General features: G+C 61.3%; 11 protein-coding genes. 5 read left to right on the top strand and 6 right to left on the bottom strand.

Features of this window, described 5'->3' with window-relative positions:
- The first annotated feature begins 3 nt into the window (after positions 1-3).
- The 5 genes from JL015_RS01045 (at position 4) to JL015_RS01025 (ending at position 3,898) form a co-directional block, all read left to right on the top strand.
- Positions 4-1,110, top strand: a complete 1,107-nt coding sequence (locus tag JL015_RS01045; protein ID WP_201017062.1) for a sigma-54 interaction domain-containing protein — start codon at positions 4-6, stop codon at positions 1,108-1,110.
- 4 nt (positions 1,111-1,114) lie between these two features.
- Complete coding sequence (locus JL015_RS01040) at positions 1,115-1,309, top strand: hypothetical protein (protein ID WP_201017061.1); 195 nt, start codon at positions 1,115-1,117, stop codon at positions 1,307-1,309.
- 83 nt (positions 1,310-1,392) lie between these two features.
- Positions 1,393-2,319, top strand: a complete 927-nt coding sequence (locus JL015_RS01035) for an aliphatic sulfonate ABC transporter substrate-binding protein (RefSeq protein ID WP_201017210.1) — start codon at positions 1,393-1,395, stop codon at positions 2,317-2,319.
- Complete coding sequence (locus JL015_RS01030; protein ID WP_201017060.1) at positions 2,319-3,161, top strand: ABC transporter permease; 843 nt, start codon at positions 2,319-2,321, stop codon at positions 3,159-3,161. The genes JL015_RS01035 and JL015_RS01030 overlap by 1 nt, the downstream gene beginning before the upstream one ends.
- Positions 3,158-3,898 (top strand): ABC transporter ATP-binding protein, encoded by a 741-nt coding sequence (locus tag JL015_RS01025; protein ID WP_201017059.1) that lies wholly within the window; start codon positions 3,158-3,160, stop codon positions 3,896-3,898. Before JL015_RS01030 ends, JL015_RS01025 begins: the two co-directional genes overlap by 4 nt.
- Positions 3,899-3,968: 70 nt before the next feature.
- Here the strand turns inward: JL015_RS01025 and JL015_RS01020 are convergent, their stop codons facing one another.
- From JL015_RS01020 to JL015_RS00995, 6 genes are all read right to left on the bottom strand, one after another.
- Positions 3,969-5,180, bottom strand: a complete 1,212-nt coding sequence (locus tag JL015_RS01020; RefSeq protein WP_201017058.1) for an acyl-CoA dehydrogenase family protein — start codon at positions 5,178-5,180, stop codon at positions 3,969-3,971.
- A 15-nt stretch (positions 5,181-5,195) separates the two neighbouring features.
- The gene (locus tag JL015_RS01015; RefSeq protein WP_201017057.1) at positions 5,196-6,917 is read right to left on the bottom strand and encodes a dipeptide ABC transporter ATP-binding protein; all 1,722 of its coding nucleotides are present in this window, start codon (positions 6,915-6,917) and stop codon (positions 5,196-5,198) included.
- Positions 6,914-7,777, bottom strand: a complete 864-nt coding sequence (locus JL015_RS01010; RefSeq protein ID WP_201017056.1) for an ABC transporter permease — start codon at positions 7,775-7,777, stop codon at positions 6,914-6,916. The genes JL015_RS01015 and JL015_RS01010 overlap by 4 nt, the downstream gene beginning before the upstream one ends.
- The gene (locus tag JL015_RS01005) at positions 7,774-8,766 is read right to left on the bottom strand and encodes an ABC transporter permease (protein WP_236250124.1); all 993 of its coding nucleotides are present in this window, start codon (positions 8,764-8,766) and stop codon (positions 7,774-7,776) included. Before JL015_RS01005 ends, JL015_RS01010 begins: the two co-directional genes overlap by 4 nt.
- Positions 8,763-10,361, bottom strand: a complete 1,599-nt coding sequence (locus JL015_RS01000) for an ABC transporter substrate-binding protein (protein WP_236250138.1) — start codon at positions 10,359-10,361, stop codon at positions 8,763-8,765. The genes JL015_RS01005 and JL015_RS01000 overlap by 4 nt, the downstream gene beginning before the upstream one ends.
- A gap of 225 nt (positions 10,362-10,586) precedes the next feature.
- Positions 10,587-11,999: an LLM class flavin-dependent oxidoreductase gene (locus tag JL015_RS00995; protein ID WP_201017054.1), complete on the bottom strand. Its 1,413-nt coding sequence runs from the start codon at positions 11,997-11,999 to the stop codon at positions 10,587-10,589.
- Positions 12,000-12,017 lie beyond the last annotated feature (18 nt).

Below are 12,017 nucleotides of genomic sequence, written 5' to 3'. Positions count from 1 at the left end.
CTTATGCAATTGCTGACACTTCCGCCCTCTCCATCCCTCGCGACCTCCATTCGCGCCACGGCCCAGGTGTTCGAGGACCCGAAATCCAAGACCCTGCTGGCCCATCTGCAACAGATCGCCCCAAGCGAAGCCAGCGTGCTGATCATCGGCGAAACCGGAACCGGCAAGGAGCTGGTTGCGCGCCACCTGCATAATCTCAGCGGTCGCTGCAACGGTCCGTTCGTGGCGGTCAACTGCGGCGCCTTCTCCGAATCACTGGTGGAAGCCGAGCTGTTCGGTCATGAGAAAGGCGCCTTTACCGGCGCCCTGAGCGCCAAGGCAGGCTGGTTCGAGGAAGCCAACGGCGGCACGCTGTTCCTCGATGAAATCGGCGATTTGCCAATGGCCATTCAGGTCAAGCTGCTGCGTGTCTTGCAGGAGCGCGAAGTGGTGAGGCTGGGGTCGCGCAAGAGCATCCCGATCAATGTGCGGGTCCTGGCGGCCACCAATGTGCAACTGGAAAAAGCCATCAATGCCGGGCATTTTCGTGAGGATCTGTATTACCGGCTGAACGTGGTGACCTTGTCGCTGCACGCCTTGCGCGAACGTCCCGGCGATATCCTGCCCCTGAGCCGCCACTTCATGCGCACTTACAGCGAACGCCTGGGTTACGGGCAGGTGGAACTCACCCCAGAGGCCCAGTCCAAGCTGGTCAGCTACAGCTGGCCCGGCAATATCCGTGAGCTGGAGAACGTGATTCACCATAGCCTGCTGACCTGCTGCGACGGCAAGGTTCAGGCTGAAGACCTGCGCCTGTCCAACCTGCGTCTGGAGCGTCAGGACGAACAGTTGCCGAGCCATGATGGCAATGCAGTGGACGATCTGCTGCAGAAAGCATTCAACAGGCTTTACGAGAAGCAGTCGGGCAATCTTCATGAGCACGTCGAGAATGCGCTGCTACGCTCTGCCTATCATCACTGCCACTACAATCAGGTTCATACCGCGCAATTGCTTGGTCTTTCACGCAACGTGACCCGTACCCGCCTGATCGCCATTGGCGAACTGGTGGTGAACAAACGCCGCAACCAGAACCACGCACTGGACAATCGCGTCGTACAGCTATCGATCTGAAGCCATGGCTTGGGCGCCCGGCACGGGCTACCCGAGCGGCTTGCCTCTGCTGCAACTGTCCACCCAGCAACAGTTGTTCAGCATTATGCCTTCGATTACACAGCCCCGTTTCGGCCTCGATTGCGCGCAACGCCCACTGGCCGTGGCCTGTAGCACATGGCATGACACCTGCAATCCCGTCATTACTTCCCAACCCTGACTGGATACCACGCGATGCGTCTGATTGATCTGGCCTTGCCCCGCCTCCCTCGTTCCCTGAAGCTTCTGGCCTGCTCCGGCCTGATGGCTCTGGCCCTGAACCCGTCTGCCCGCGCTGAAAATGCGCCTGAGGAAGTGCGTCTGGATTACGCCTACTACTCGCCTGTCAGCCTGGTGCTCAAGCACTTCGGCTGGGTCGAAAAGGCGTTGCCGAACTCGAAAGTCAGTTGGGTGTTCAGCCAGGGCAGCAACCGCTCGCTGGAGTACCTGAACAGCGGTGGCGCCGACTTCGGATCGTCGGCCAGCCTCTCGGCGGTGCTGGCACGGGCCAATGGCAGCCCGATCAAGTCGGTGTATGTCTACAGCCGTGCCGAATGGACTGCATTGGTGGTGCGCAAGGACTCGCCACTCAAGAGCGTGAACGATCTTAAAGGGAAGAAGATCGCCGCGACCAAGGGCACAGACCCGTATCTGTTCACCCTGCGCTCACTGGCCAAGGCGGGCCTGGAAAAGAATGACGTGGAACTCCTGCACCTCCAGCATCCGGACGGACGCACCGCGCTGGAGAAAGGCGATGTCGACGCCTGGGCCGGTCTTGACCCGCACATGGCCGCCAGCGAATTGCAGGCCGGTTCGCGTCTGCTGTACCGCAACAAGGACTTCAACAGCTATGGCGTGATCAGCGTGACCGAGGCTTTCGCCAAGGCCCATCCACAAACCATCACTACCGTGATCAAGGCCTATGAGCAGGCACGTCACTGGGCCATTGCCCATCCGGAAGAATTCGCCAAGCTGCTGGCTGATGAGTCCAAACTGCCGCTGGATGTTGCCAAGCTGCAACTGACCCGTACTGATTTGTCTGCGCCACAACTGACTGACAAGGATATCGTCGCCTCCAAGGCTGCCGCACCGATTCTGGTATCCGAGGAACTGGTCAAGCGCGGTGTCGATGTCAATCAGGTCATCGATCAACTGATCGATCCATCCTTTGGCAAGGCCAGTATCGAGTGATGAGCACTTCCAGCAAAGCCCTCGCCGGGGCAAGTCCGGCAGAGCAATCCGCCAGTCGTGCTCCTCAGTGGCGACGCCGGGCCAAAGGCCTGGCATTGCCTCTGGCGATCATCCTGCTGCTTGAAACCGTGGTGCGTCTGGGCTGGATAGCTTCCTACCAGATGCCAGCTCCCAGCGAGGTGGCACAGACCCTGTTCCAGCTCGCCGATGGCGCGTTGTGGAAACACATTGGAGCAAGCCTGTCACGGGTGCTGGCCGGTTTCTTCATCGGTTCGTTCCTGGGGCTGCTGTTTGCCGCCTGGGTAGGCCTCAGCCGCGAGGCCGAAGCCTGGCTGGAGCCGACCTTCGCCAGCCTGCGGGCCATCCCAAGCCTGGCATGGGTTCCACTCTTGCTGCTGTGGCTGGGAATTGGTGAAACCTCCAAGGTCACGCTGATTGCCATCGGTGCGTTCTTCCCCGTGTACCTCAACGGGGTCGCAGCGATTCGCAATATCGACCGCAAGCTGGTGGAAGTCGGGCGCATGTATGGTTTCAGCCGCACGCGCCTGGCCCGGCGGATTCTCTTGCCTGCCGCCTTTCCGGGCGTGTTCACCGGCCTGCGCAGCGCCCTGAGCCTGAGCTGGATGTTCCTGGTCGCCGCTGAACTGATCGCAGCCACTCGTGGCCTGGGCTATCTGCTCAGCGATGGCCGGGAAACGTCTCGGCCAGACCTGGTGCTGGCGGCAATCATTGTTCTGGCGCTGCTCGGTAAAATCAGCGACGGCCTGCTGGCTGGCCTGGAAAAACGCTGGCTGGCCTGGCGTGACACCTTCGACGGTGCAGACTCTGGAGCCCGACCATGACTCAGCTTCATCACGCGACTACAGATCAGGCGCCTCTGCTGGACCTGCATGTCGAGCACAAGGCTTTCGGTGATACCGCCGTTCTCGGTCAGCTTGAGTTGCGCCTGCAACCGGGGGAAATCGTCAGCCTGCTCGGCCCCAGCGGCTGCGGCAAAAGCACTCTGCTGCGCCTGATTGCACAGCTGGATCAGGACTTTCGCGGCCAGTTGCGCAAACGCCCCGATGAGGTCGGTTTCGTGTTTCAGGAACCACGCTTGATGCCCTGGCTGACGGTTGCCGAGAATATCGGCTTCAGTCAGGACAAGAATTACGACCGCGCCCTGGTCACCCGCCTGATCGACGAAGTCGGCCTGACCGGCTTTGCCGACGCGCTGCCCAAGGCGTTGTCGGGCGGCATGGCCCAGCGCGTGGCCATTGCACGCGGGCTTTACGGCCAGCCGCAGCTTCTGTTGCTGGACGAACCCTTCAGCGCGGTCGATGCCTTCACTCGCTTCAAGCTTCAGGACCTGCTACTGGATCTGGCCCAACGTCACCATATCGGCCTGCTGGTCGTGACCCACGATGTCGATGAAGCGCTGTACCTGAGCCATCGGGTGCTGGTGATCGGCAACCGCCCCGGCACTGTCATCAGGGAGCTGACCGTACCTCTCACCTACCCCCGCGACCGCAGAGACGAAACCCTGGCAAAGCTGCGCAGCCAGGCGCTGGAGTCACTGCATGATGCGCGGGTGATTTGATATTTTGTCGCGGAGGGCCCCTCCCACTGCTTAGGTGGGAGGGGCCTTGGCCGCGACGGGGTATTGAAATTCAGAACAACCCTGAGGTCGGCGGCTCTGTGCCCTTGAGCTGCCAGGCCCCCACCACTGCTGCTTTCCAGTGACGCGGATTATGGTTGGCCACGGTGCGTGCATTGCGCCAATGGCGATCAAGATTATGGCTGCGGCCTGTCGTCGATGCTCCGCCCACATCAAACAAGGTTTCAGCAGCCTTGAGCGCAAGTTCAGCGACCAGATACTGCGCCTGTGCGACTTCCACAGCGGCCTGTTCAACTTCTGCATGAGCCTGTTGCGCGGCCCAGGCACGATCGATTGCCTCGGCGGCCTTGAGCACCAGCGCTTGGGCAGCATAGGCCCGAGCGGAAATATCGCCCACGGCCAATTCCACATAGGGATCGTCCACCGAACGACTGGCACTGCTGTGCTTGATTGGGCGTGCGTGCTCCCTGGCAAAACGTACCGCATCGTCCAGTGCATTACGGGCAATACCGGCCTGTACCGTGCCCAGAAACAGTTGCAGGAATGGCGTGACGATGGTGCGTTTGCCTTCTTCCACCGTGCGGGTACGAATATCACTGGCCTCGACCCGCACGTTCTGCAGATGAGTCGTGCCACTGGCCGTCAGACGCTGGCCCATGGCATCGAAGTCGTCGAGCAATACCAGACCTTCGCGATCACGAGGCAGAATGAATGAAACCGGCTGTTCATCTTCATCCAGCGCAACAGCGCTGACCCAGTCGGCAAACAATGCACCAGTGCTGTAGAACTTGCTGCCATTGACCCGGTAATGATCGCCTTCGCGCACCAGCCGTGCAGCAATCGCTCCATTGGCTCCACCCAGTTCCCAACCGGCATTGCCGATCACTGCGCCTTCAAGGTAACGGGCAAACCAGCGTTGGCGCTCGGCCTCGGCATCTTCAGTCGTGGAAACCAGCAGGCCTTCGACAAAGGCAAGACCGGGGCGCAGGGCCTGGGCGACGTTGGAGTCCACCGAAGCGATACGCAGCAGCAGCTCGATGACATCCCGTACGCTGCCGCCCGGTCCTCCATGGTTTTTCGGAATACGCACAGTATAAAGACCGGCAGCAGCAAGCTGGGCGATGGCCTCGAAAGGCAATTGCCGCTCGCGCTCACGCTGGGCCGCACCAGCAGCAATGCCTGGCAGCAGCGCGGTGATACGAGCTTGCAGTTCGCTGACAGTGGCGGCCGGCGCCTGCGGGGTCAAACGTTGAAAAGTGGTCATGAGCAGTCCTCAGGCCTAGATGGCAATTTTCCAGAGACGTGATTCATCGAAAACGTCAAAGGCTTCGTGTTCAGGGTCCAGCGGCGGCACCACCAGTTCCGCGCCGCTACCGGGCAGTCGCGGCACCGAACCGAGCAGACGTTGGGTGTATTCGTGGGCGGGCCGGGTAAACAGTTGTTCCACCGGCGCCAGCTCGACAACCTGGCCGTGGCGCATCACCAGCACGTTGTCGCTGACGTGACGAATCACCCCCAGATCGTGGGAAATGAACAGATAGGCCAACCCCAGTTCCTGTTGCAGATCAGCCAGCAGGTCCAGCACTTGCGCCTGCACCGAAACATCCAGCGCCGAAACCGGTTCGTCGCAGATGATCAGCTTCGGTTCGCTGGCAATCGCTCGGGCAATCGCCACCCGCTGACGTTGACCACCGGACAACTGCAAGGGACGTCGCCGGGCCAGCTCGGGCGGCAATCGCACCTGCCCCAGCAAATGGGTAATCCGCGCCGGACGCTGGCTTGGCTCGACGCCCGCGACATGCAATGCATCATCGAGAATCTGCATCACGTTCCAGCGCGGGTCGAAGGAGCCGAGCGGGTCCTGATAGATCACGCTGATTTCCCGCCGCAGTGGCCGCCGCCGTTTTTCATCGATGACATTGCCGGGCAGGTTCCAGGGTTGGCCGCGGTACAGCACTTGCCCGGCATCGGGTTGCAACAGCCCAAGAGCGATGCGGGCAACCGTGGTCTTTCCCGAACCGGACTCGCCGACAATGCCCAGCGTCTGCCCGGCGCGCAGCTCGAAACCGACATCCTGCACCACCTGACGAAGCTGGCCATCAGGCCCCAGATAACGCTTGCCCAGGCCTTGAGCCTGCAACAGCACTTGCCCCGCTTCGCCACTTTTGACAGGCGTTGTCGGGCGTATCACGCCTGCACGCTCAGGAGACAAACGGCTCCCTCGCGGATGTTCGGATGGCACAGCGGCCAGCAACTCACGGGTGTAGGAATGCTGCGGCTTGCTCAGGACTTGCTGCATCGGCCCTTGCTCTACCACCTCGCCGTGACGCAGCACCACCACGTCGTCCGCCAGTTGCGCGACCACCGCAAGGTCATGGCTGATGATCAGCAACGAAGCGCCACGGGCCTTGATTTGCTGGAAGACTTCAAGAATCTGCGCCTGCACCGTGGCGTCCAGGGCGGTGGTAGGCTCGTCGGCAATCACTAGCGCCGGATCCATGGCCAATGCACTGGCAATCAACGCCCGCTGGCGCAAGCCACCGGATAACTGGCCGGGCCGCTGGCGGGCGCGTAACGCCACATCCGGCACGCCAACCCGCTCCAGCAGTTCCAGCACCCGAGCGCCACGCTGTTGCCGATTGCCGAAACCATGGGTTTGCAGCACTTCGAGGATTTCCTTGCCCACCGGACGCAGCGGGTCGAGGGACACCAGAGCATCCTGCAGAACAAAGCCGATGTCCTTGCCACGCACACCACGCCACTGCCGCTCGCTGAGAGAAAGCAGGTCGTGCTCACCAAAACTCAGCCGCCGAGCCGCCACTTCAGCGCGACTGCCCGCCAGGCCAACCAGGCTACGAGCGCTGACACTCTTGCCCGAGCCGGACTCACCCACCAGCGCCACGCAACGCCCTGGCGTCAGAGTAAAGGACAAATCCTGAACCACCTTTCGCCCTTCAAAAGCGATGCTCAGGCCTTCGACAATCAAGGTCTTGTCACTCATGGCAGGCGACCCTCCAGACGTTGTTGGATATAGCGGCCGGTCACGGTGGTGGACAGCGTGGTCAACACAATGAACAGGCCCGGAAAGAACGTGAGCCACCAGGCATTGGCGATGAAATCACGGCCCATGGACAGCATGGTTCCCCACTCGGGAGCTGGCGGTTGCGCGCCCATACCGAGAAAGCTCAATGCCGAAGCCCAGACAATCGCCTGACCAACACCCATGGTCAGTGTCACCACCAACGGGCGCATGGCATTGGGAAGCAACTGACGCAGCACGATGCGTGAAACCGGATGCCCCAACGCCCGCGCCGCTTCGATATAGCCGGCATTACGCACCGCCAGAACCTGACCGCGAACCATTCGGGCATAACCGGGCGCAGCCCCCAGCCCGGTGGCGACAATCAACGGACCGATGCCGCTGCCGAATACCGTCACAAACAACAAGGCAAGCACCAGGCTCGGAAAGGCAAACAGCACTTCCAGCAGCCAGCCCACCCAGCGATCAACCCGCGCACCACCCAGACCACCCAGCAGCCCGAGGGTAATGGCAATGCTCATCGCCAGTGCCGTGGCGGCCACACCGATGAACAGACTCTCGCGGGTGCCATAGACAATCCGGGCAAAAATGTCGCGCCCTGACTGATCGGTTCCCAGCCAGTGCGCCCAGCCCGGCGCCTGAAACGCCTCGCGAGGCACGATGGCCAGCGGATCGATGCGAGTGAACAACTGCGGTGCCAGTGCCGCCAGTATCAGCGCAGCAAGAAACAGCAACGCCAGGCTTGCGCCCAAAGGCGGCAGGTGCAGGCGCCGTTGACGGCGCAACGGGCTGAAAGTCTGATCAAGAGTCAGGTCGCTCATGAGTTCGGCTCCTGTTGCCGTGGGTCAATCCATTGATAAAGCAGGTCCACCAGAATATTGGCCAGTACATAGCCGGCAGCCACCACCAGGCTGATACCGATAACCAAAGGCAAGTCCTGGGCCTGTACTGCCTGATACAACTGGCGACCGACACCCTTACGGGAAAAGATCACCTCGCAGACCACCGCACCACTGATCAACGCACCGATAGCCCAGCCTGAAAGCGACACTCCCGGCAGCAGCGCATGGCGCAAGGCGTGTCTGAAACGCACCGCCAGATCACTCAAGCCTCGGGTGCGGGCTGTCAGCACGAAAGGTTGATCGAGTGTCACTTCAAGGGATTCACGGGTGACCTGAGCAATGAAACCCGCCAGCGGAATGGCCAGAGAAAACGCAGGCAACACCAGGCTTGCAAGGCTGTCGCTACCCGCCGGTGGAAACCAGCGCAGGCCAAAGGCAAATACGGCGAGCAGCACCACTCCAAGCCAGAAATGCGGCAAGGCGGCACTCAGGGTTTCAACGAATGACGCCGCGCCACCGATCAGTCGTCCGCGCCCGGAAGTGATGACCGTCAACAGCAGGACCAGTACCCAGGCCAGCGCCAGTGATGCCAGGGTCAGTTCCAGAGTTGCACCGCCCTGCTCGGCCAGCACGCGGGTCACCGGCTGATGCTGGGAATAGGAGTTGCCCAGATCCCCCTGCAGCAAGCGGCCCAGATAGACCGCATATTGAACCGGCAACGGCTTGTCGAGGCCGTATTCCTGGCGCGTGGCTTCGATGGTTTCGGCTGTCGGGTTGCCGCTCGGGCCACCGAGAATGGCCAGTACCGGATCGCCCGGCATCAGGCGCAGGGCAAAAAAAGTCAGGGTTGCCACGGCCCACAGCACAAGCACGCCGCCCGCCAGACGAATGGCAGCACGGCGCCCGAGAGCAGTCAGGCGTTGGCGGCGCGGATCAACCGCATCCAGAGGCGTTGCGCTTGCACTCATTTCGTCACCCATGAGTCATAGAGATAAGTCACCGCCAGCGACGGTTCCAGACGCACCCCATGGGCGGTCTTGTAGATACCCAGCCGGGTGCTTTGCGGATAGGTGGTCAGCTCCAGGTATTGCGCAGCGATCTGCTTCTGGGCTTCGTAATAAATCTTGCGGCGCTGCTCGGGGTCCTGAGTGGCCAGAGCGCTTTCGATCAGTGCGTCGAATCCGGGATCGGCATAACCGGCGGTGTTCTGGTGATAGCCACCAACCCCGGCAGGCTGGACAAACGCAGAACTGAAAATGATCCGCAGCACATCGGGGGTATTGGTGTTCCAGTAGCCGATGCGGATGTCGTAATCCCAGGCGGCCTGACGCGCCGTGGACTGCACGTCGCTCATCTGATCCATAACCAGATCGATGCCGACCTGACGGGTCGTCGCCTGGACCTGCTCCCACAAGGTCACTTCCGACGGTGGCGTACGTGAGCCGATCAGCACGACAGCCCGCAGACGCTTGCCGTCCCTGGTGCGATAACCCTCGGCGTCACGACCGGTCCAGCCTGCCTCGTCGAGCAATCGCGTGGCGCGGGCCGGGTCGTAGTCCTGAACACGCTCGAAGTCGGGGCTGTAGAACGGCGTCGCCACGCTCAGAGGGCCGCCAGCCCTTTGAAATTCGCCGAAATAAACACTCTTGAGCGCGCCCTCGACATCGGCGCTACGCACAAATGCCTCGCGCACCCGCAGATCGTCAAAGGGCGCGCGACGAATGTTGAAGGTGCCATTGGTAGGGTTGCCCGGACGCTGGGAGATGATCAGTTTCAAGTCAGGATTGCGCCGCGCCGCTTCATGGGACTCCGGCGGCAAAGCCTCGATCACGTCCACTTCACCGGCCTGCAGCGAGGCAAAGCGTACCGAAGGCTCCTGAATGAACTTCCAGACAATACCTTCCAGATACGCCGACCCCTGATGGCGGGCCGTGGGCGGTGCCCAGTTGTAGTCGGGATTACGGGCCAGCTGGACGTGGCTCTGCCGCTCCCACTTGACCACCTTGAACGGCCCGCTGCCCACCGGGCTTTCGCAGTTGGCATCGCGGCTGCGGGCCAGCGCCGTGGGCGACTGGATGCCAAGGAAACCCTGAGCCAGTACTTCCAGGAATGCGGCATAAGGCGTAGCCAGATGCACGATGGCGGTGTAGTCATCCACAACCTCGGTGCTGCGGTACTGGCGAATGTAGCCACCGGCGGTGCTGGACTGGGTCTTGGGATTGGTAATGTGTTCGAGGTTGGCTTTCAGGGCTGCCGCGTTGAATGGCGTGCCGTCAGTGAAATGCACGTCATTGCGCAAATGGAAGGTGTAGCGCAGGCCATCGACCGAGACTTCCCAGCTCTTGGCCAGCCATGGACCGATCCGGCCTTCGCTGTCCATGGACACCAGCGAATCAAGATACTGCTGGGCGACGAAAACCTGAGGCATGTCGCCCGCCACATGAGGATCGAGACAGGTGGGCTCGCGGTCAGTGGCGTACACCAGCGTACCGCCATGCACCGGCTGATCGCTCTGGGTCGAGACTTTCTCGGCACGCTCACAGCCAGTCAACGCCAGGGCCAATGTCGAGGCGGCAAATAAAGGGATAAAAGGACGGATATCGAATTTCAAGATCGCTCCCGGGGATGACAGGTCCGATGGCTTTGCATGGGCGGTTACCGGGGTATTGCAGGTCCCGTGCCGACTCTCAAACCATTGAATTCATTGACTTAAAGACAAAGGCCAGTGGTGGATGACCAACAAAGTGTCCATGGGCTGTTGCTGTTGCAACAGCCGCTGCTTGTTGGTTCATGACGGTTCTGCCGCCGCAAAGCGCAGCGGCTGCAAGGGCTGACTCAATGCTGCCGGGTCGCGGTAGCGCGCTGCCGGATGATTGTTTGGCAGGCGCGCCTGCCCTGCTCCGAACAGCCGCTCGCGCAAGGTTTCGCCGGGGGTGTAGCGCTCACGAAAACGACCACGACGGCGCAGTTCAGGCACTACCAGGTCGATGAAATCCCGGGCAGTCTCGAACGACAGGTACTGGCGCAGGTTGATGCCGTCGATGCCGTCCACATCCAGCCAGCGTTCGATCGCGTCGGCGACCACCGTCGGAGTTCCAGCGACAAAGTAGCGATCCTCTTGCAGCCCGGAAAAACTGCCGAGCATTTCACCCACCGTGGTATCCGGGTCAAAGCGATTGAGCGAACCCCAGCCGATATCGCCGCGCTTGATGATGCTGGACAGCCGCTCATGGGGTGGATACGCCTTCAGATCGATACCCATCTGGGCGTGTGCCATCCCGCCATCGGCACTGATCAGGCGGCGGTAGCTATCGAGCTTGGCCGACACCTCGGCATCGGTGCGCCCGACGATCACGCCCGCCTGAACAATGAACTTGATACCCGTCGGATCGCGGCCCTGCTCCTCGGTATTGCGGCGCATGGTGGTGATATTTCGCCGCACATCCTCGTGGGTGACACCGCCGGTAAAGACCACCTCGGCATGCCGCCCTGCGAAAGCCGAACCTGCCGGCGAACCCGTAGCCTGGAACAGCACCGGCGTACGCTGACGCGACGGCTGGCACAGGTGCGGGCCGGCGACCTTGAAGTGTTCACCGACATGGTTGATATAACGCACCTTGGCCGGGTCGGTGTAGATGCGCTGCTCACGATCCTGAATCACCGCATCGTCGTCCCAGGAGCCTTCCCACAGTTTGTAGAGCACGTCGAGGTATTCGTCGGCGATCTCGTAACGATGGTCGTGGGGCACTTCCTGGTCCAGCCCGAAATTGCGGGCTGCATTGGGCAGATAGGACGTGACGATATTCCAGCCGACCCGCCCCTTGGTCAGGTGATCGAGGGTGCTCATGCGTCGGGCAAAACTGAATGGCGGCTCGTAGGTGGTGGAAAAGGTCACGCCGAAACCCAGCTCACGGGTTACCGCTGCCATGGCCGGGACCAGCAGCATCGGATCGTTGCTCGGCACCTGCAAACCTTCGCGAAGGGCAGTTTCCGGGCCATTGCGAAAGCGATCGTAAACCCCCACCACGTCGGCCAGAAACACCCCGTCGAAAGTGCCGTATTCCAATAGTTGAGCCAGCTCGGTCCAGTAGTCCAGATCGTTGAAGCGATGGCGATTATTGTCCGGGTGAACCCACATGCCATGAGTGATATGGCTGACGCAGTTCATCTCGAACAGGTTGACGTGCAATTGTTTGGGCATAGCGCTCTCCTTGAGCTG

Origin of the sequence: Pseudomonas cichorii (assembly GCF_015471405.1) — a bacterium.
Classification (GTDB): domain Bacteria; phylum Pseudomonadota; class Gammaproteobacteria; order Pseudomonadales; family Pseudomonadaceae; genus Aquipseudomonas; species Aquipseudomonas serbiensis.
The sequence above is the reverse complement of the archived record's forward strand: the minus strand, read 5'-3'. Positions and strand labels throughout refer to the sequence as shown.